The sequence below is a fragment of the Arthrobacter sp. TJ-270 genome (assembly GCF_058269075.1).
Map to the genome: position 1 here is coordinate 302,103 of NZ_JBZCNB010000001.1, position 19,333 is coordinate 321,435.

Below are 19,333 nucleotides of genomic sequence, written 5' to 3' on the forward strand. Positions count from 1 at the left end.
CTGCATCAAACAGGAGAAACGATGGATTCACGGACAAGCGGAGCATGGTGGGCCTTTGCCGTTTTCCTGCTGGGAGGCATGCTCACATTGGGGGGCAGGACTCTCGTAAGCGGCACTGAACTTTCAGCCGCCGATACTGGGCTGACCGCGATGGTGGGAGTGGGAGTTACCCTGCTGGGCGCGCTCGTCCTGGCTTGGTGGGGCCTCAGCTTCTGTTCTGCCATTGCCGCCGAGCTACTAGCTCGACGTGGTCGCCTGAAAGCCGCACGACGCATTGGTGCCATTGCTCCCGTGTTCATGCGACGAGCAGCCTGCCTGGCCTTAGGCGTGAATCTCATCGCGGTGCCGTCCGCCTACGCCGGAACAGGTGTAGTCCCCACTACCTCTCAGGCCGCGGGGGTGCACACCGCCGAGGAACCGGTGAGCCTCAGCCCGCAGTGGGTGCCGGTTGAAGAGCGGCAGGTACTCGAGCCGACCTGGCGACCAACACCGTTGCCTACCCGCGGAAGTCTGATGGTGAAGGAAAGCCGTGAAAGCCGGGTCGCCGCTGACACTGCACAGGACGAGGTCATCGTGCAGCCCGGCGATTCTCTCTGGACCATCACCGCGCGGCATCTCAGCCCGGACGCGTCGGACGCAGAGGTGGCCGAAACCTGGCCTCGATGGTACGACGCAAACAGGGACGTGATCGGCGAGAACCCCGAACTGCTCCAGCCTGGACAAATACTCCATCCGCCAACCGGAACACCGACGGAATCACATTGAAGCGAGGAAATCCCGTGAGCACTATCTCCCACCTGCCTGCCGCTGCCGATGCCGCTCCCCTGGCTGACGTCAGCGGTGATCCAAGGCCCGTCCTGCACGGCTCCGCGGGTAGCGTTCCCATCCCAAGGCACGAGTACGCTACGGTACTTCCGCTCACCCGCCGGCCGGTCCCAGTGCCGACACCGGAACCTGTGATTCCGGAAGAACTGGAAGCGATAGCGCGGAAGGTAGCGCGGGGAGCGCTCGAAGTTCTTGGCGGAACAAGGCCCCTCCAGCAAATGGCGAGACTCCTCGACACGCGGAGCTACGAGCGCCTGCAGTTGCGCTCCAACCTGGTTCGCAGCATCCAGCAGACCCCTGGGTCCGCTTCCGGCGGAAGCGCCCCAGTCAATACCCGTCTCCACCGCAACGTTCTCATTCGGACGGTACGCATCTGCCCCATCACCCCGAGCATCTTCGAAGCTTCGGTGGTCGCGGCAGAACAAAAGCGCGCCAGGGCAATAGCGCTCAGGATTGAACGCTGGCGTGGTCAGTGGCGCGTCACCGAACTCCAGATCGGGTGACGCGCTCCTCCCGGTTGAGCCCTATGACTACTTGCGACGCCGCTTGGCCGCCGCCCGCTGCTCGGCCCGGGTGCCGTTCCCCGCGCTACTGTCCGACTCGCTGCGACGGCGTTCAACCCGGGTCTCCACCCCGCCCTGTGCATTGGGTGCTGTGAATGCCAAGCTGGCTGGCCGCTCGGGCGCTTCCAGTCCCGCGGCCTTGATAGTTGGGGTATCCACCAGTCCCCGACCGTCAGCCACACCTGGAAGCCCAGTCCGCTGTGCGGGCGCGACCTCAACCTCCAGGTTGAAGATGTATCCGATACTTTCCTCGCGGATAGCTTCCATCATTGCCTGGAAGAGCACAAAACCTTCGCGCTGGTACTCCACAAGCGGGTCACGCTGGGCCATTGCGCGCAGGCCGATACCTTCCTTGAGGTAATCCATCTCGTAGAGATGCTCCTGCCACTTCCGGCCGATCACCGACAGCACCACGCGACGCTCGAGTTCCCGCATGGATTTTTCGCCAAGCGCCTCCTCGCGCTGCTTGTAGGCGACCTTCGCATCCGAGAGGATTTCCGCGTGGAGGAAGTCACGGGTGACTTTCGACTTTCCGCCGGCTTCCTCGATTACCTCGTCGATCGTCAGGCTGATTGGGTAAAGGGTTTTCAGATTGGTCCACAGCAGCTCATAGTCCCAGTCATCTCCGTGTCCCTGGGCAGTCGCTTCGTCCACCATGGCTGTAACCACGTCTTCGAGGAAGTGCTCGACCTTCTCGTGCAGGTCATCACCTTCGAGGATGCGCCGCCGATCGCTGTAGATCGCCTCGCGCTGCCTGTTGAGGACGTCGTCATACTTCAGGACGTTCTTGCGCTGCTCCGCATTGCGGCTCTCCACCTGCCCCTGCGCGTTCTCAATCGCCTTGGATACCATCTTGGATTCCAGCGCCACGTCATCAGGCATGGACGAGCTGTTCATGATCCGTTCCGCCGCACCGGAGTTGAACAGTCGCATGAGGTCATCGGTGAGAGACAGGTAGAAGCGGGATGCGCCGGGATCGCCCTGACGGCCGGAGCGGCCCCTCAACTGGTTATCGATACGCCGGGACTCGTGCCTTTCGGTACCCAGCACGTAGAGCCCGCCGAGCTGCCGGACTTCCTCCTGCTCGGTTTCGACCCCTTCCTTCGCCGCCGCAAGGGCGTGCGGCCACTCGGCTTCGTATTCCTCGGCATTCTCGGCCGGGTGAAGGCCCTTGTTCTCCATAGCGGCTACGGCATTGAACTCGGCATTTCCACCGAGCATGATGTCCGTACCGCGACCGGCCATGTTGGTTGCCACAGTGACCGCGCCCCTGCGCCCTGCCTGCGCGACAATCGCAGCCTCACGTGCATGGTTCTTGGCGTTCAGCACTTCGTGACGGACGCCTGCCTTTGCGAGCTGCTTGGACAGGTATTCGCTTTTCTCGACCGAAGTTGTGCCCACCAGAACGGGCTGACCCTTTTCGTGCCGTTCCACGATGTCATTGACGACTGCTTCGAACTTGGCAACCTCATTCTTGTAGATGAGGTCGGAGCGGTCCTCGCGAACCATTGGCCGGTTGGTTGGGATGGGAACGACGCCGAGCTTGTAGGTTCCCATGAACTCAGCCGCTTCCGTCTCAGCGGTACCGGTCATTCCGGACAGTTTCTCGTAAAGGCGGAAGTAGTTCTGCAGCGTGACGGTGGCGAGGGTCTGGTTCTCGGCCTTGATCTCGACGCCTTCCTTGGCCTCGATTGCCTGATGCATTCCCTCGTTGTAGCGCCGACCGGCGAGGATGCGGCCCGTGTGCTCGTCGACAATCATCACCTCACCGTTGAGGACGACGTAGTCCTTGTCCCGCTTGAAGAGTTCCTTCGCCTTGATCGCGTTGTTGAGGAACCCGATAAGGGGCGTGTTCGCAGACTCGTAGAGGTTCTGAATGCCGAGGTAGTCCTCAACCTTCTCGATGCCGCTCTCCAAAACGCCAACGGTGCGCTTCTTCTCGTCGACTTCGTAGTCTGTATCCCTCGTGAGGCGGGTGACAACCTTGGAGAACTCGGTGTACCAGCGGTTAACGTCACCGGATGCCTGACCGGAAATGATGAGCGGCGTGCGAGCCTCATCGATAAGGATGGAGTCAACTTCATCGACGATGGCGAAGTTGTGTCCGCGCTGCACCAGCTCGGCGGCGCTCCAGGCCATATTGTCGCGGAGGTAGTCGAAGCCGAACTCGTTGTTTGTACCGTAGGTAATATCCGCAGCGTACTGCGTACGGCGTGTGGCGGGGTCCTGCTTCGACAGAATGCAACCGCAGCTCAGGCCGAGGAAGCGGAACACACGACCCATCAGGTCCGACTGGTATTCGGCCAGGTAGTCGTTCGTCGTGACAACGTGAACGCCCTTGCCCGTAAGCGCATTCAGGTAAGCCGGCGCAGTTGCGACAAGGGTCTTGCCTTCGCCGGTTTTCATCTCGGCGATGTTTCCCAGGTGCAGGGCGGCGCCACCCATCAGCTGCACGTCAAAGTGGCGAAGGCCCAGGGTGCGGCTGGCGGCTTCCCTCACCGCGGCGAACGCCTCGGGCAGCAGCGCCTCGAGGGTTTCACCGTCCTGATAACGCTTCTTCAGCTTGTCGGTCTCTCCACGAAGTTCCTCGTCACTGAGGCCGCGGAACTCGTCCTCGAGCACGTTTATCGCGTCAGCGTAGTTGCGGAGTTGCTTCAGTGTCTTCTTATCGCCGGTACGAAGGACTCGTTCAAGAAGTGATGGCACTGGTTTTTGCTCCCAATCTAGGTACGCCGTTTCCTGGCGAATTCAGTCTACGTGAGAGACGTACTGTCCCCCGATTTAGTTCCCATCCGTACTCCTGCGCCAAATGTGAAGCCAATTGCGCGGACAGGTTGCCGCGTGGCTCGACGATCACATGGTCGAGCCCAAGCCAACCGGCCATGAGGACAAGCTCCGCCGCAAGTTCGACGGCGGTGTCCGCCGGCATCGAAGGCTCGCCGTGCGCGGCTCTTACTACAAGACGCCCCTCCAATCGGTCCGCCTTGAGATCCACCCTTGCCGCCATGCAGTCGCCCAGAAGGAAAGGCAGTACGTAGTAGCCATAAGTGCGCTTTTGCGCCGGTGTGTAAATTTCGATGCGGTAATGAAAGCCGAACAGGGATTCCAGTCGGCGGCGTTCGAAGACAAGGGAGTCGAAAGGACTCAGCAAAGCGCGGCCTTGGGCTGCCCGAGGGAGAACTGAACCGGCATAGCGGTACACGGGCTGGCGCCATGATTCGATCGACACGGGAATTAGTGTTCCCCGCTGCACCAGGACGTGAATCGCAGCGGCGGCTGCCTTCACGGGAATACGGAAATAGTCGGCGATACAGCGGGTGGAACCCACCCCCAGCGCTTTGGCTGCCCGTTCCGTCAGGTGTAGATAAGCGTCGGCAGCGGGAACTTGCAGGCGTGCGAGCGCGGGATCAGGAAGGACTTTTTCGGTAAGGGCGTACCTCCGCTCAAATTGGGCGGTCCTGCCCGCGGACGAGATCAGGCCATGCTGGAAAAGATCCTCCAGGACTCTCTTCGCCGAGCTCCAGTTCCACCCCCACTGATCTGTTTTCTTCTGTTCTGTGTGCCCGATACGATCCTGCACCTGAGCCGCGGTCAGTGGCCGGCTTGCGGCCAGCAGGTCGAGTATGCGGCTGCTGAGGGCGTGCCGTACCTCGTCAGGTAACGATGATGCGCTCGCCCACTTCCGGCTTTGAGTGGTGACGAGGTAGGGAAACAGCTCTGGCAGGACCAGGCTTGCCTCGTGCGCCCAATACTCCACCAGGCGCCGCGGCGCCCGCGATGAAAAGTTGTCAAGCAGCGTGCGGTCGTACGAGCCCAACCGGGCGAACAGGGGGAGATAGTGGCTGCGGGAGAGAACGTTCACCGAGTCAATCTGCAGGAGCTGCAGTTGCGCGAGGGCACGGCCCACCTCCCGGGTTCCCGGGGTCCTGGTGGGCCGCTCCCTTGCCAGTCCCTGCGCCTCCAACGCGATTCGACGTGCCTGGAGGGTAGTCAGGGAAGAGGTCATTGCTCGATCATAGGCTCCCGTTCAAACGCTAGGCGGTCGCTGTTTCCCGGGCACGGTATGCGATCAGTTCTTCGTGTGGGTCTTCAAGACCTTCCGCACACTTCGCGTCAAGAGTGATGACTCCGTAGGTCCAGCCCTGGCGACGGTAAACGACGGACGGCGCACCGGTCTGTGAATCCACGAAGAGGTAGAAATCGTGTCCGACGAGTTCCATATTGTCGACGGCGTCATCAAGGCTCATCGGGATCCCCGAGAAGACCTTCCGGCGAATCAACACCGGCGAATCCCCCGCCGGGATCTCGCTGTCGAGTTCATAGTCGTTTTGATCGGCCGTGTCAGCACCGGCATTGCCTGTGTGGTTTGCGGAAGCTGCGTAGATCGGCTGTTCTGTGCTCGCGGGTTCCAAAGTGGCAGTCGCTTCCCGGACTGCTACGGGTGTGTGCCTGCCATGGTGAACCTTACGACGGTCCCGGGCCCTGCGGAGCCGCTCCAACAGCTTGCTGTAGGCCAGGTCGAAGGCCGCGAACTTGTCCGCAGCTGATGCTTCGGCCCGGATGATCGGACCCTTCTGCAATACCGTGAGCTCGACGGTGAGTGCGCTATCTGCCTGACGTGCGTTGGGCTCCTTCGTTACTTTCGCGTCAAGCCTCTGGACCTTGTCCCCCAGTTGTTCGATTTTGTCGATCTTCTCTTCCGCGTACTCCCGGAAGCGGTCAGAAACTGCGAGGTTCCGTCCGTTGATCATGAATTCCATAGTGCCCTCCAAAATCGCTCAGGTGACACAACAGCGGCCGAGGATCTGCTCCTTCCAGCCGCTGTCGATGGGTAACTGTCTTCGTTGTGATACCCATACTTCACCGTAGTTCACGCGCTGTTTGAATTCACCCCTACCCGTCGGTTTTTTTCCGTGGGTTCCCTGGGAGCCGCCTTATTACGTCTGGGAGCACCGCCGTCGTCGTCCTGTCCTTCCCGCGGGGAGCGGGCGTGGCAGCAAGGACGACGGCGCCGGCCACCACCGCACCTGCCTCGCGGAGTACACGCGCGGTTTCGGCGATTGTTGCTCCTGTAGTGAGGACGTCGTCAACGATGAGGCACGGCCGACTCCGGTCCATAGTGCGCATTGCCGGCGCCGCCTCCATGCTGCCGTGCAGGTTTCGACGCCTGCCCTGCCTTCCGAGGGCCTTCTGTGACAGTCCGTCCGAGAAAAGGTTCAAGAGCACAAGAGGCTGGCGGCGGAGCCGGACAACTCCGGCAATAGTCGTCCCAGCCGGCAACTCACAGCGTCGGGCCAGTCCCACAAGCAGCAACGCTAGAGGATCATAACCACGGCGCCGGACAGATGCTCCGCGGGCAGGGACCGGGACCAGCAGGATCTCCGCAGTATCCCCGCAGAGCGTCCATCTGGCTTCATGCAACGCTCCGCAAAGGGCGGCCTGCAGCCAGCGCGTGATGTCCGTATGACCGTGATTCTTGAACGCCAGGAGAACAGCCGACACTGCTTTGGAATACTGGCCTGCCGCGATAACGGGAAGCGGTGACAGCACCTCGTCACCTGTCGACTCCTGCTCCGGCGGTGACCACTCCTTCCCGGGCAGCCCCTCCGCGCCGTGCTCGGCCCGGAAGGGGCGCACGGTCGCGCGTCTGAATGCTGCTGCACACCCCGAGCAAAGGGAACTGTCCGCAAGTTCGCACACCACGCATTCGGTCGGGAAGATCAATGACCAGAATTCGCCCGATGCTTCAGCTGCCCTCCTCCAGAACGGATGGAGGCGAACCCGATCCAAACCCCGCTCCGCAACTTCCCGCCACATGGCTAAACGGTGTCACGATCGGGTGAGTCGGATCAGCAGGGGACGCGAAATGTGGATAAGTTGCGTACGCGAGCAGTTATCCGGCGAATGACGGGTCACGGGCAACTACGCCCTGGTCCGTCCAGGTGTTACCGACAACGCCGTAGATACTGTCTCCGCTCTGGGCGAAGACATTTGAGGCGCCTGTGCCGGCGCTGAGGTGCTGCAGGCCTTCGAGGGGCACGAATTCGTCGGGGTCCGATGCGAAAGGGATCAGCGTGGCCACGACCTCGGCGTCCCTCGAGGTATCTGCCACGACAACGGAGGTTTCCGAAACCCACTTCGCGGTATCGATTGCACCCGCGGGATTGAGTGATATCGGCTCGCTCAATGTCTGTGGCACCCCGTCCTCGCTGCGGCTGACCCCGGACAACAGCAGCTGACTCTGTCCTGACTGCTGGGCGACGATGAGGGCCCTGGCTCCGTCGCGGGAAATCCGGATCTCGCTGATCGTGCGGTTCCCCAACCACGGCGCAAGAACCTCGATTGCGTTGCTCGTACTTCCACCGGGCGGGATGGCTCGGACGTAGGAACGGCCGTCAGAAGTGCCCGCCGTCCAGATCCAGTTCGCGGGGTCATAACTGGGAGCGGTCAGATTCGACCCGGCGGTGACGGTCCTGACGGTCTGCCCCTCACCCGTCGCCATGAGCTCGGTTCGTTCGTCGTTCAGGAAGGCATAATTCCTTCCGTCGTAGGACATAGCCGGGTCGACCGGGTCGAAACCCGCAATGGAGGGCACGTCACCGACAGGAGTCAGTTGACCGCCTTCAAAGAAGGCCAGCTCATTTTCGCTGATGACGATCTGCCTGCTCGGAACGGCAGGATCCTGCTCCGGGAGCACGAGATCGGGGTCGATCTCGAAGGGGATTGGCTGACCCGCCCGCAGTTCTACTGAATTCACGGTGTTGAGTCCCGTCATGGTCACCCTGAGCTGCTGTTCCATCTGTTGACGGCGCAGGTTGTCGGTGCCGGTGAGAATGTCCTGTGTGAAGTCGATGGTCGCTGTCCCGGATTCAATGGGCACCGATTCAACTGCGAGGGCCGCGTTCTCGGGGAAGGCGCTCGTGACCGCACCCTGCAGGTACGGTGCCGGACCCTCAATGAGTGCTTTGACGATGTTCGTGGCGATTCCCTGGCGGGTGACGAACCAGCGAACATCGGGAACCCAGTACCGGTAACTGCTGCTGTAGAAGTAGAGCTCGTGCGGTTGCAGGAGGTTCTCGGCGTCGGTCGTGGAGATCATGATCCCGCTCGGTATTTCGGCGACGCGCCACTCCCCCTGCACCTGTTCCATTTTGACCGTCATGGACTCTGTGGTGCCGGGCCCGACGTTACGCCGAATACCTGCGGCGTCAATATATCCGGCCACCTCAAGCTGGAACTGTAATTCGCCCTCTGTGGGCGTGGAACTGATCTTGAAATCAGACCGGTAGATGGTGATCTCTTCCTCAGGTTCCCAGTCTTCCGCCAGCGCTGGAGTGAGATAGGACCGGGCCACACGGTAGTCTTCCGCAACGCCGATGCCGGCGACGATAAACCCGCTGAGGATTTCCCCTGCGCTGGCTCCCTCGCTAGGAGGCGGTGGGTTGTTGACGAATCGCGCACCTGTTTCGGCCTCGGCGGTCGCTTCGATCGTGCTCACCGGACCGGCCGTGGGAATGGACGAGCATGCGCTCAGCAGCGTGAGTAGAAGGATCAGGGCAATGACTGCAAGTGAACGTGCACGCGCCATCAGTCCTCGCTCCCTGGCGCGCCGTGCATGGTGGGCACGGCGTCCGGCGTCGTGGTTGTCCCTGCCGGTGCGGGCGGAAGTGTCGCCTGCCGCGGCGGAAGCGGAAGCGGGGATACCTTCAACACTGAGTCGCGGCGTTTGGGCAAGGTAAGGCGGAAGCAGGAGCCTTCGCCGGGTGACCCCCAGGCCTGAAGCCATGCGCCATGGAGTCGCGCATCCTCAGTGGCGATCGACAGCCCGAGACCGCTGCCGCCGGTAGTGCGCGCACGGGCAGGATCGGCACGCCAGAACCGGTCGAATACCCGGGCAGCCTCGAGCGGCATCATCCCGATGCCGTGGTCCCGCACGGCTACGGCAACGGCATCCGGGTTGGACGCAATGTAGATATTGATCGGTTTTCCTTCGCCGTGTTCCAGGGCGTTGACAACAAGGTTGCGGAGGATGCGGTCGATTCGCCGGGGGTCAACATCAACCACACACTTGGACTCGTTCGAGATCACCGTGATCTCGGATTTGTGGCTCTCTGCGAGCGGACGCGTTCCATCGATAACGTGGTGGACAATCTGGAAGATGTCGGTCGGCTCCGCGTCCAGGACCGCCGCGCCGGCATCGAAGCGTGAGATTTCCAGGAGGTCCGCGAGCAGCGCCTGAAAGCGCTCCACCTGGTTGTACAGGATTTCCGCGGAGCGCCGGTTCACCGGGTCGAATTCCTGGCGTGCTTCGTGCAGGACCTCTGCGGCCATCCGGACAGTTGTCAGCGGCGTTCTCAGTTCGTGTGAGACGTCGGAGACAAAACGCTGCTGCATCTGCGACAGCTGGGCCAGCTGGGTGATCTGATCCTGGAGACTGGCAGCCATGTGATTGAAGGATGCGCCCAGACGTGCGACCTCGTCTTCGCCCTGGGTCTCCATGCGCTCCTGAAGTTGCCCAGCCGCCAGTTTCTCCGACACCAGTGCGGCGTGGCTGACCGGCCCCACCACGCTCCTCGTGACCAGCCACACGATAGCGCCGATGGTCACCAGGAGAAGTGTGCCGCCGATCAAGGTTACCCCGTGGATGTAATCCAGGGTCGCCTGCATCGATGAGAGGTCATAGATGAGGTAAAGCGAATACTCCGTCTGCTCCGGAGGGAGGGTCACCTTCGTGCCGAACGCGATGCCCGGCACGTCGAACTCGTCGCCTGACGCTGACGTGGCAAGTGCGATCGGTGACCAGTACTGATCATCACCGTTCCGGACTGCTTCCGCCAGCGCTTCCGGGATAGCAGAAGACTCAGTCAATCCCGGACTTGCGAACGGCGACACGAAGATGCTCTCCTGACCCGGAACGCCCTTCAGCATGAACTGCCGCGGGGCGTCGGCTCCTCCGCCCTCCAGACTGGGCAGGGTGTCACGTACAAGCTGCGCGGTTGACTCACGATCTGTCACCGATGTCTGGGCGAAAATCTGCTTGACCTCGCTCAGACCGGCGCTCGCCTCAGCCTGGAACTGCTCGAGCCTCTCCTGGTAAAGCCCGTTTGCTATCTGGCTGGAGAGAAAAGCGCCGACTGCCAACAGCGCGACGGCGGTCAGCACCAGTGTGGAGGTGACAGTCCGGAACAGCAGCGATCGGCGCCAATGGCGCCCAGTCTGCACCATGGTGGACTGGACCCACTGCCACCCCCGCGCGACGCCCGTGGACGCCGAGCTCAGGGACCGGCCTGCCCGCCTTTCCAAATTACGCTTGTCCTGCCTTATATCCGACGCCGCGAACGGTCAGTACGATTTCGGGGGCTTCAGGATCCCGTTCGATCTTGGATCGCAGCCGCTGTACGTGAACGTTAACGAGCCGGGTGTCGGCTGCGTGCCGGTATCCCCAGACCTGTTCCAGCAGTAGCTCACGCGTGAATACCTGCCACGGCTTCCGTGCCAGGGCAACGAGCAGATCGAACTCGAGCGGCGTCAGGGAAATATGTTCGCCGGCGCGTGTGACCGAGTGACCCGCAACGTCGATACTGACCTCGCCGATGCGCAGGGTTTCAGGTGCCTTCTGATCACCGGGGCGCAGGCGTGCCCGAACCCTGGCCACCAGTTCTGCGGGCTTGAACGGTTTCGGCACATAGTCATCTGCGCCGGACTCCAGCCCACGGACGACGTCGGACGTGTCCGACTTGGCCGTGAGCATGACAATGGGCAGATCGGACTCGTTGCGGATCTGCCGGCAGACCTCGATGCCGTCGATGCCCGGGAGCATGAGGTCCAAAAGGACGAGGTCCGGCTTGGTGCTCCTGAAGACATCCACCGCCTGCGCTCCATCGGCGCAGAACACAGGGTCGAAGCCATCGTTGCGCAGAACGATACCGATCATCTCAGCCAGTGCTTCGTCGTCGTCTATGACCAGAATGCGTGCCTTCATATCCTCATAATCTCCCATTGCCCCATCAATGTCGCATCGGCGCGCGACCGGCGTCCGCGGCCAGCATGCACTTGTCATCCTAGAGGACGATTTGCCGGCAACTTCGCACGGATCGCCCGCCGCAGGACGCGGGATGGAGAACAATGGGAGCATGGCCTTCTCCTGGGCATCGGACGCGGGCCGAAACGTCAGGGCCGGTAACTATAGTTCTAGGTGTAGAAGCCGGAAGAGTCGCGTGTAGAGCGTGTGCAGAGTTGTTCACAGCGCAACCCAACTATTCGTGCATAGCGGGGAGCACATCAGGCGTAAGGGGATAAGCATGAGCGGGAACTTCCCGGGAGGGAATCCGGAGGACCGGCCATGGCAGCCTCCTTCCGGGACGCAGCAGTGGGGCCAGAACCAGCCTTGGCCTTCTGATCAGCCACCCGGTCACGCCAACCCGGGATGGCCCGTCCCGCCCCCCGGCCAGTTCCATGGTTACCAGGCGCCGCCCAAGCCCGGCATCATTCCCCTGCGCCCGCTCGGTCTGGGTGAAATCCTTGATGGAGCTTTCCAGGCCTGCCGCCGCAATCCGCTCGCGACATTCGGAACGGCCATCCTCTTTCAGGTGACTGTGGCAGTCCTGACAGTTCTCCTGACGATCGGCCTGACGGGCTCGCTTGCCACCTTCGACCCGTTTACCGCCTCCTCCGCAGAGGTCACCGGGCTGGTGGCCTCCGCGCTCTCCGTCGGCTCCGTTCTGGTGCTGCTGACCTCGGTGGGTGTCCTCATCCTGCAGGGCGTCCTGATTATTCCCATTGCCCGGGCGGTACTAGACGAACGCACCGGATTCACTGAGCTGTGGATGCTTGCCGGACGCAGGGTCCTCCCCCTGCTCGGGTTGGGAGCTATTCTCTTTCTTCTCTGGACCGTTTCCGTTGTCGTCCTCGTGCTCATTTTTGTCGGCCTTTCACTCGCTCTTGAGGACGCCGCGGTCGCGATTGTCGTGATCGGGGTGCTGGCGGCGGTGGTAGGTGCAATCTGGCTGAGTATCAAACTAGTTATGGCTCCGGCCGCACTGATGCTCGAGGGTGTCGGCCCTGTCGCGGCACTGCGCCGATCCTGGACCCTCACCACCGGTAACTGGTGGCGGACATTCGGAATCCTGGTACTGACTTCGATCATCGTTTCGATCATCACCCAGGTTGTGGCCGCGCCGGTGTCATTCCTTGCCTTCGGCTTTGGATCCTTCACTTCGGCGCCCGCTTCCACCGAAGCAGCGCTGCTCGAATCCCTACCCGTGCTGCTGGTCGTTCAGGCAGTGACAGCTGTCTTCACTGCCATCGGCTTTGCTTTCCAGGCCGGCGTCACCGCTCTGCTTTACGTAGACCTTCGTATTCGGCGCGAAGGTTTCGACATCGTGCTTCTGCGGGAAAATGAAGAACGCGCGAAGGGCACCTACTCTCCCATCCCCGGGCAGTCTGCTGGCGGAGGAACAGGCAACCCAGGGCAGCAAAACCCACAAAACTGGCAGGGAGCCTGACATTCATGTCCGCTGAACGAGCGATGTATCTGGTGCCTGCCGAAGTGCCTGTTCAGCCGGACGACGAAGCCCGGCAACTGTTGCAGGAGGAACTGGCGAAAGGCATCTATCGGGATGCTGAGCCTTCGCTTCTTGAACGCGCCTGGACGGCTCTCCTCAACTGGCTGGGAGAGATTCTGGGGCAAGTCAGGGGCGTAGACGCGGGTCTGGGTACCCTTCTGCTGGCGATCGGCGCCGTCGTCGTCATCACGGCGGCCGTACTCCTGATCAAACCGCGACTCAACGCCAGGAAGCGTCCCGATCCCACGGTCTTTCAGGCGGCTGTCCAGATTTCCGCGCAGGCTCATCGTGATTACGCGGACGCTGCTGCGCGAACAGGAGACTGGGACGAGGCGCTCACAGAACGCTTCCGGGCCATCACCCGCTCGGCGGAGGAACGCGTCATCCTGGATGAGCAGGCCGGACGTACCGCCGTCGAGGTTGCCCACCAACTGCAGGTTCTGTTCAGCAGTCAGGCAGAGGAGCTCCGCTGGTTGGCGATGCGCTTCAATGAAGTGCACTATGGCGCACGGCCCGCAACCCAGGCCGACTATCAGCGAGCCGTGGACCTTGATCAGGGGCTGCAGCGGTCGCAGCCGCACCGGCGGGCCGACAGTCAGCAATGGACGGCTCCGGTATGACCAGTGACATGAAGGCAACCCTGGCTGCAGAGGACGGGGCTGACGCCGTCGACCGCGAAAGCAGTGTCGGCAGTGAAGTAATGGGCGACGGAGGAAGCGCCCGCTCCACGCTTCTTGGCAGGCTGAAGCGGGCACGGGGTTGGACCGTTCTTGTCGTCCTCCTCGTGATCGCCGTCGTCATCGGCGCGGTGGCCTCGGGTGCCGGTGAACCGAGACCGCTCTCTCCAGACAATGCTGCGCCGCAGGGGGCACGCGCAGCCGCGGAGGTGTTGAGCCGCACCGGCGTCGAGGTGATCCGCGCGGAGTCACTCGAAGAGGCCGTCGGTGCGCTTGGGGACACCGATGACACGCTGCTCCTGCATGATCCCAATGGTTGGCTCAGGTCAGAGCAGCTGGCGACGCTCGGCGGCGGGCTCGCCGACCGGACCCTCCTGATCGAGCCGAGCCTCACCATGCTGACCGAACTGGCTGACGGTATTCGCTCCGCCGGAGTGGTCCCTGATGACATTGAAGAAGCCCTGCAGGCACAATGTGCTGATCCGGATGCGAGGGCCGCGGCGGCCGTGAGTCCCGGCGGATTGTCCTACCGCGGCACGGTCACCTGTTTCCCACTACCCCAGAGTGAGGGCGAGAATCCGGCGGGGACCTTCGCAACCACTGCCGACGGAACAGTGGCCGTTCTGGGTAACGGGGCGATCATGAGCAACGAGCTGATCGACGAGAATGGCAACGCCGCCCTCACGCTCCGAGTTCTTGGCAGCGCCAGCACCCTTGTCTGGTACCAGCCCACTGAAGACGACCTGGCGATTACCTCCGGGCCGGCTGATGCCTTGAGCCTGCTTCCCGACTTCGTCAACCCATTGATGTTCTGGCTGCTGGTCACGGCGCTGCTCGCCATCCTATGGCGGGGCCGCCGGTTGGGCCCGCTCGTCGCGGAGCCGCTGCCTGTCATCGTCCGTTCGGCCGAAACCGCGGCCGGCAGGGCGCGTCTGTACCAGGATGCCGGTGCAGTGGAGCACGCCGCCGAGACGCTCCGCGCAGGGACGCTGACCCGGCTGGCGACACAGCTGCGGATACCGTCCTCCAACACCCGGGCGTCAGTTGCAGCGGCCGCCGCTCGAAGAACCAACCGCGAATTCGCCGACGTCGACCGGTTGCTCAACTCCTTTATGCCTCACTCCGATGCCCAACTCGTGCAGTGGAGCCAGGAACTGGAAAAACTCGAACAGGAGATCCGTCGTTCATGAATCAACACCACCAGCACCAACCTGCTCCCCCCGCCCACGAAGCATCCGATGGCGCTTCCTCGCTCCCGGCTGGAGCCTCGGCTGAGCGCACAACTCCGGCGGATCCGTCCCGACGCGCGCTCGTTGCAGTGCGTGAAGAGGTGGCGAAGGCGGTCGTAGGGCAGGACGCGGCGGTGACCGGACTGCTCATCGCACTCCTAGCGAAGGGTCACGTACTACTGGAAGGTGTACCCGGTGTGGCGAAGACGCTGCTGGTGCGCAGCATCTCGGCGGCCCTTAGCCTCGAAACCAAGCGGGTCCAGTTCACACCGGACCTCATGCCCGGCGACGTGACGGGATCGCTCATCTTCGAGTCCCGCACGGCTGAATTCACCTTCCGGGAGGGCCCGGTCTTCACCAACATCCTCCTCGCCGATGAAATCAACCGGACACCGCCTAAAACGCAGGCCGCACTCCTGGAGGCCATGGAGGAGCGGCAGGTATCCGTGGACGGTGTGACGAGGCCGCTGCCGGAGCCTTTCATTGTCGCCGCAACGCAGAATCCGGTGGAATACGAGGGCACCTACCCCCTTCCCGAAGCACAGCTGGACCGCTTCCTGCTCAAGCTCACCCTTCCGCTGCCTGATCGGAACGACGAAATCGAGGTAATCCGCCGGCACAGTGTGGGGTTCGACCCCCGGAACCTCGAAGCAGCCGGAGTGAGGGCAGTAGCGGGTGAAAGGGACCTTGCCGCCGCCAGGCAAGCGGTAAAGAGGGTGGGAGTGGCTCCCGAGGTGCTGAGCTACATCGTCGACGTCGTACGTGCAACGCGCGCCGCGCCGTCGTTCCAGCTTGGAGTCTCTCCCCGCGGTGCCACCGCCCTGTTGAACACCTCCCGCGCCTGGGCGTGGCTTTCCGGTCGCGACTTCGTCACACCCGACGACGTGAAGGCATTGGCTCTTCCTGCGCTGCGACACCGAGTCGCACTGCGCCCGGAAGCCCAGATGGATGGTGTGAGCGTCGACAGCGTTCTGGGTAACATCCTGGCGACCGTTCCCGTGCCGAGGTAGTTGTGAGCGCAACAGCATGAGCATTACTGCTCGTCTCGTCATCCTGGCCTTCCTCGGCGTCATCCCGGTAGTCCTCTACCCGGGCGCCGTGTCGATCGCTGTGTGGTTTGCCCTGCTGATTGTTGGATGCGCGGTCGATCTTGCCCTCGCCGCTTCCCCGCGGTCGATCGGCGTTCAGCGGAAGCTACCTGAGACTGTCCGCCTCACGGAGGGGGCCACAAGCACCCTCACTGTTCGGAACCATGCCAAGAGGGCCTTTCGCGGCTGGATACGTGAGGGCTGGCAACCTTCGGCAGGTGCCCAGAACCCAGCGCACCGGCTGAGCATTCCTGCGGGTGAGGGCCGCAATCTCCAGGTGCGGCTGGTTCCACGGCGTCGCGGCGATTTGTCGGTGCACCACGTGACAATCCGCAGTGCAGGTCCGCTTGGGCTTGCCGCCCGTCAGATCACAATCCCAGCGCCAGGCACCCTCCGGGTGTTGCCGCCGTTCAACTCCAAGCGGCTACTGCCCTCGAAGCTAAGGCGTCTGCGGGAACTTGATGGGCGCGCGGCAGTGCAGATCCGTGGGGCGGGAACAGAATTTGACTCTCTGCGTGACTACGTCCGCGGAGACGATGTCCGTTCCATCGACTGGCGGGCATCCGCCCGAAGGCGGGACACGGTGGTGCGGACATGGCGCCCGGAACGCGACCGCCGCGTCGTCATTGTGCTCGACACGTCCCGCACTTCAGCTGTCCGCATCGAGGACGAGCCCCGCCTTGATACGGGAATTGAGGCGTCGCTCCTGCTGGCGGTGATGGCCCAACGGGGCGGTGACCGCGTCGATTTCCTCGCCTTCGACCGGCGTCCGCGTGCGAGGGTGGAGTCCGCGGCCAAGGGCAACCTGCTCGCATCCCTCGTCACAGCAATGGCTCCATTGGACTCCGAACTGATCGAGGCTGACTTTTCAAGAATCCCTGCACAGGTGCGCTCGATCTCCGCCCACCGCAGCCTGGTGGTGCTCCTGACCGCTTTGGATGCGGGGGCAGTCGAGGAGGGCCTGCTGCCGATGCTGCCGTCACTGACCGCGCAGCATGTCGTCGTGGTGGCGTCCGTCCGCGACCCGCACCTTGATGAGCTGCGCCACCAGCGCGGCACAGCTGCGGAGACATACCGCGCGGCTGCCGCTGAACGTGCTCTTCTGGACCGCGCTGCCATCAAGGAACGCCTCCGCCAGCTCGGCGCGGAGATCGTGGACGAGCCTCCGCACGAGCTTCCGTCGAAACTGGCAGACCTTTACATTCGCCTGAAGGCAGCGGGTCGGCTGTGACGGCGCGCCTGCAGGCCCATACGCGATTCACAGCCGGCATCACACTGGACTGGCTCATACAAAGGAGATGGTCATAACGTCCTCGGTCTACCATCGAGCGCTCGGAGCAGAGTTCGGTCGCCTGCAACCACAGCTCCAGGAGTACTTCAGTCTGCACGAAGACTCACAGCAGTTCGGAACCGGACGCGGATCTTTTGACGTGGCGGGTAGCCCTGCCCCACTCCTCAGACCGTTCTTTGCGCTGGCCGCGAAGGAGAACTCCTTTTTCCCGGAGTACGAGAACAACGTGGGCTTCACCGTGCGGAACTGGGCCCACCTGGACCCGTTCGGTAGGCCCTCGCTCACCGCGCGCCGCGACATTTCGTTCAATAACGTGTCCCGGGTCTTCGAGGACACCACATCATGGGTCGAGGGCCGGTTGGTCGATTATCTGGGGCTTCACCGGCGTATGGCCACCGCCCTCACCTGCGAGGTAACGGCCAACGGACATATGCGGATGACCTCTTCTGCCACCCGTATCCTCGCCGGTCCGCTCAGGCTGCCGCTGCCCGACGTCGTCGGCGCCCAGGCCTACATGGAGCAGTGGTGGGACGAGGACGAGCACCGGTTCCGCATCAAGACAAACGTCCTGCACAGGCAGCTCGGGCCGGTTCTCGTGTACGCCGGCTGGTTCACCTATGAACTGACCCCATACAGCGGCGGCCTGCCCGATGAGGCGGCGCCGGCACGCTGGGAACGACGCGCGTGACCGGTCAAGCGTCCGCGATGGCCTGATTGAGGGCGTCAGCGCTCTGGTGAAGATGCGCCAGCATTCTGCGGGCGTGGTCAGGCGAACGCTCCGCCAGACATTCGGCGGGGACCAGCCGAATGGACCGCAGCGACTGGATGGCCAGGCCAACCCCCCTCCAGGGACGCAGCAGCGCATCGGCCGTCTCCTGCACCCGCGGCGGCCTGCCGCTCGGAACCTGGACACCTGCCCACAGGGTGCGGCCGGCTTCGACCAGTTCCGCGAGCGCTTCCCAGTCGCGGTTGGACACACCGCTCATCGGAACAGCAACACCTACGCCAGGCACCCGCTGGACAAGAGTCAACTGCTCTGCGGTTCTGAAGGAAAGCACGACGGCAGCGGCACCGGCCTCGCGCGCTCCCTCCGCCAGCACTGTCCAGGCTTCGATTGCTTCATGCTTCGGTACGGCGCGCAGCGTCCGGTATCCGCTGGCCGTAGGTATGCTGCCCTCGAGCACCCCTGCGATCTCCGGTTCGTCCAACTGCAGCGTGAGCGCAGCACCGGGGCTCGCAGTGGCCGCGCGACGCAGAAGCGAACTGACGCCCTCAATCAGCCCATCGCGGAGGTCCCGCCGCGCACCGTAATCGAGCAGCGCACGTTCGCCATTGTGCAGATGGAGGTTCGCAGCGAGCGACATGGGTCCCCGACAGTGCACTTTGAGCTCCTCGGCGGGACGCTCTTCGGAACCCACCATGTCGGCAAGGATGTTGAAGTCGGTGGACAGCGCGGAAACAGCCCGCCGAACATCCTTGCCGGGCCGGTCCACCAGCCTCCAGCCGTGCGGCTGCAGGTCGACGGGAAGTTCTGGGAGTAAACCGGCGGTTCTGCCAATTTCGTCGCTGCCGACGCCGCGGTCAGGCAGCGACGGCAGGAACGGCAGGTTCGGGCTCCCGAGCTCACCGCGGATGACCCGGTGTGCTTCAACAGGGTCCTGGCCGGGCCAGTCGCCCAGGGCAGTGACCGTGACCGCCGCGGTGTCAGGCACCGCTGCCGTATCAGGCATCGCGCGACGAGTGGTTCTCGGAAATGTCCTGGTGGTGGCGGATGACCTCGGAAATGATGAAGTTCAAAAACTTCTCCGCGAAAGCAGGATCCAGATTGGCTTCCTCGGCCAGTGCACGCAGCCGGGAGATCTGCGCGGCTTCCCGAGCAGGGTCCGCGGGCGGCAGCTTGTGCTCGGCTTTCAGGTGGCCCACACGCTGTGTCGCTTTGAAGCGTTCAGCCAGCAGGTACACCAGGGTGGCGTCAATGTTGTCAATGCTGCCCCGAACTGAGAGCAGTTCTTCCATGACGGCGGGGTCAACTTCGCCGGCGAGTGAGCTCGCTGCAGGGTCGAAACGCCGGGTCTTCTCAGTCATGGTTCCAGTTA

The 19,333-nt window shown here is 62.9% G+C and carries 17 protein-coding genes; 8 read left to right on the top strand and 9 right to left on the bottom strand.

Going from position 1 to position 19,333, the window contains the following annotated elements:
* The first annotated feature begins 21 nt into the window (after positions 1-21).
* Both AC4D2M_RS01410 and AC4D2M_RS01415 read left to right on the top strand, forming a co-directional pair.
* Positions 22-765 carry a LysM peptidoglycan-binding domain-containing protein gene (locus AC4D2M_RS01410; RefSeq protein WP_490889350.1) on the top strand — a complete coding sequence of 248 codons (744 nt, stop codon included), beginning with the start codon at positions 22-24 and terminating at the stop codon, positions 763-765.
* 14 nt (positions 766-779) lie between these two features.
* A complete protein-coding gene (locus tag AC4D2M_RS01415; RefSeq protein ID WP_490889352.1) occupies positions 780-1,328 on the top strand; it encodes an Rv3235 family protein in 549 nt (182 codons plus the stop codon).
* Positions 1,329-1,355: 27 nt separating this feature from the next.
* Here AC4D2M_RS01415 and secA read toward each other — a convergent pair whose 3' ends face one another.
* From secA to mtrA, 7 genes are all read right to left on the bottom strand, one after another.
* Positions 1,356-4,094: a preprotein translocase subunit SecA gene (secA, locus tag AC4D2M_RS01420; protein ID WP_490889354.1), complete on the bottom strand. Its 2,739-nt coding sequence runs from the start codon at positions 4,092-4,094 to the stop codon at positions 1,356-1,358.
* Positions 4,078-5,394 carry a winged helix-turn-helix domain-containing protein gene (locus tag AC4D2M_RS01425; RefSeq protein ID WP_490889356.1) on the bottom strand — a complete coding sequence of 439 codons (1,317 nt, stop codon included), beginning with the start codon at positions 5,392-5,394 and terminating at the stop codon, positions 4,078-4,080. Before AC4D2M_RS01425 ends, secA begins: the two co-directional genes overlap by 17 nt.
* A 28-nt stretch (positions 5,395-5,422) precedes the next feature.
* Positions 5,423-6,148, bottom strand: a complete 726-nt coding sequence (gene hpf / locus AC4D2M_RS01430) for a ribosome hibernation-promoting factor, HPF/YfiA family (RefSeq protein ID WP_490889357.1) — start codon at positions 6,146-6,148, stop codon at positions 5,423-5,425.
* Between the two features lie 133 nt (positions 6,149-6,281).
* The gene (locus tag AC4D2M_RS01435) at positions 6,282-7,025 is read right to left on the bottom strand and encodes a ComF family protein (protein WP_490889359.1); all 744 of its coding nucleotides are present in this window, start codon (positions 7,023-7,025) and stop codon (positions 6,282-6,284) included.
* A gap of 256 nt (positions 7,026-7,281) precedes the next feature.
* Complete coding sequence (locus tag AC4D2M_RS01440; protein ID WP_490889361.1) at positions 7,282-8,976, bottom strand: LpqB family beta-propeller domain-containing protein; 1,695 nt, start codon at positions 8,974-8,976, stop codon at positions 7,282-7,284.
* Positions 8,976-10,691, bottom strand: coding sequence for an MtrAB system histidine kinase MtrB (gene mtrB, locus AC4D2M_RS01445; protein ID WP_490889362.1), 1,716 nt, complete (start codon positions 10,689-10,691; stop codon positions 8,976-8,978). The genes AC4D2M_RS01440 and mtrB overlap by 1 nt, the downstream gene beginning before the upstream one ends.
* Position 10,692: 1 nt before the next feature.
* Positions 10,693-11,370, bottom strand: coding sequence for an MtrAB system response regulator MtrA (gene mtrA / locus AC4D2M_RS01450; RefSeq protein WP_490889364.1), 678 nt, complete (start codon positions 11,368-11,370; stop codon positions 10,693-10,695).
* A 319-nt stretch (positions 11,371-11,689) separates the two neighbouring features.
* Between mtrA and AC4D2M_RS01455 the strand changes: the two genes are divergently transcribed.
* From AC4D2M_RS01455 to AC4D2M_RS01480, 6 genes are all read left to right on the top strand, one after another.
* On the top strand, positions 11,690-12,892 hold the full coding sequence (locus AC4D2M_RS01455) for a DUF7847 domain-containing protein (RefSeq protein WP_490889365.1): 1,203 nt from the start codon (positions 11,690-11,692) through the stop codon (positions 12,890-12,892).
* 5 nt (positions 12,893-12,897) lie between these two features.
* Positions 12,898-13,572, top strand: coding sequence for a DUF4129 domain-containing protein (locus tag AC4D2M_RS01460; protein WP_490889366.1), 675 nt, complete (start codon positions 12,898-12,900; stop codon positions 13,570-13,572).
* A complete protein-coding gene (locus AC4D2M_RS01465; RefSeq protein ID WP_490889368.1) occupies positions 13,569-14,819 on the top strand; it encodes a DUF4350 domain-containing protein in 1,251 nt (416 codons plus the stop codon). The genes AC4D2M_RS01460 and AC4D2M_RS01465 overlap by 4 nt, the downstream gene beginning before the upstream one ends.
* Complete coding sequence (locus AC4D2M_RS01470) at positions 14,816-15,868, top strand: AAA family ATPase (protein ID WP_490889370.1); 1,053 nt, start codon at positions 14,816-14,818, stop codon at positions 15,866-15,868. Before AC4D2M_RS01465 ends, AC4D2M_RS01470 begins: the two co-directional genes overlap by 4 nt.
* Before the next feature lie 16 nt (positions 15,869-15,884).
* Positions 15,885-17,177, top strand: coding sequence for a DUF58 domain-containing protein (locus AC4D2M_RS01475; RefSeq protein WP_490889372.1), 1,293 nt, complete (start codon positions 15,885-15,887; stop codon positions 17,175-17,177).
* A 67-nt stretch (positions 17,178-17,244) separates the two neighbouring features.
* Positions 17,245-17,925, top strand: a complete 681-nt coding sequence (locus AC4D2M_RS01480) for a DUF4166 domain-containing protein (RefSeq protein WP_490889373.1) — start codon at positions 17,245-17,247, stop codon at positions 17,923-17,925.
* A gap of 4 nt (positions 17,926-17,929) precedes the next feature.
* Here the strand turns inward: AC4D2M_RS01480 and AC4D2M_RS01485 are convergent, their stop codons facing one another.
* Together AC4D2M_RS01485 and AC4D2M_RS01490 are read right to left on the bottom strand one after the other, a co-directional pair.
* Positions 17,930-18,967: a uroporphyrinogen decarboxylase/cobalamine-independent methonine synthase family protein gene (locus tag AC4D2M_RS01485; protein ID WP_490889375.1), complete on the bottom strand. Its 1,038-nt coding sequence runs from the start codon at positions 18,965-18,967 to the stop codon at positions 17,930-17,932.
* Positions 18,960-19,322, bottom strand: a complete 363-nt coding sequence (locus AC4D2M_RS01490; RefSeq protein ID WP_490889376.1) for a chorismate mutase — start codon at positions 19,320-19,322, stop codon at positions 18,960-18,962. The genes AC4D2M_RS01485 and AC4D2M_RS01490 overlap by 8 nt, the downstream gene beginning before the upstream one ends.
* Positions 19,323-19,333 lie beyond the last annotated feature (11 nt).

Coding starts and splice junctions, on each gene's coding strand:
- AC4D2M_RS01460 (WP_490889366.1), top strand. CDS start 12,898: ATGTCCGCTGAACGAGCGATGTATCTGGTGCCTGCCGAAGTGCCTGTT.
- AC4D2M_RS01480 (WP_490889373.1), top strand. CDS start 17,245: ATGGTCATAACGTCCTCGGTCTACCATCGAGCGCTCGGAGCAGAGTTC.
- mtrA (WP_490889364.1), bottom strand. CDS start 11,370: ATGAAGGCACGCATTCTGGTCATAGACGACGACGAAGCACTGGCTGAG.
- AC4D2M_RS01475 (WP_490889372.1), top strand. CDS start 15,885: ATGAGCATTACTGCTCGTCTCGTCATCCTGGCCTTCCTCGGCGTCATC.
- AC4D2M_RS01490 (WP_490889376.1), bottom strand. CDS start 19,322: ATGACTGAGAAGACCCGGCGTTTCGACCCTGCAGCGAGCTCACTCGCC.
- AC4D2M_RS01410 (WP_490889350.1), top strand. CDS start 22: ATGGATTCACGGACAAGCGGAGCATGGTGGGCCTTTGCCGTTTTCCTG.
- AC4D2M_RS01465 (WP_490889368.1), top strand. CDS start 13,569: ATGACCAGTGACATGAAGGCAACCCTGGCTGCAGAGGACGGGGCTGAC.
- AC4D2M_RS01455 (WP_490889365.1), top strand. CDS start 11,690: ATGAGCGGGAACTTCCCGGGAGGGAATCCGGAGGACCGGCCATGGCAG.
- AC4D2M_RS01425 (WP_490889356.1), bottom strand. CDS start 5,394: ATGACCTCTTCCCTGACTACCCTCCAGGCACGTCGAATCGCGTTGGAG.
- AC4D2M_RS01485 (WP_490889375.1), bottom strand. CDS start 18,967: ATGCCTGATACGGCAGCGGTGCCTGACACCGCGGCGGTCACGGTCACT.
- AC4D2M_RS01440 (WP_490889361.1), bottom strand. CDS start 8,976: ATGGCGCGTGCACGTTCACTTGCAGTCATTGCCCTGATCCTTCTACTC.
- hpf (WP_490889357.1), bottom strand. CDS start 6,148: ATGGAATTCATGATCAACGGACGGAACCTCGCAGTTTCTGACCGCTTC.
- AC4D2M_RS01470 (WP_490889370.1), top strand. CDS start 14,816: ATGAATCAACACCACCAGCACCAACCTGCTCCCCCCGCCCACGAAGCA.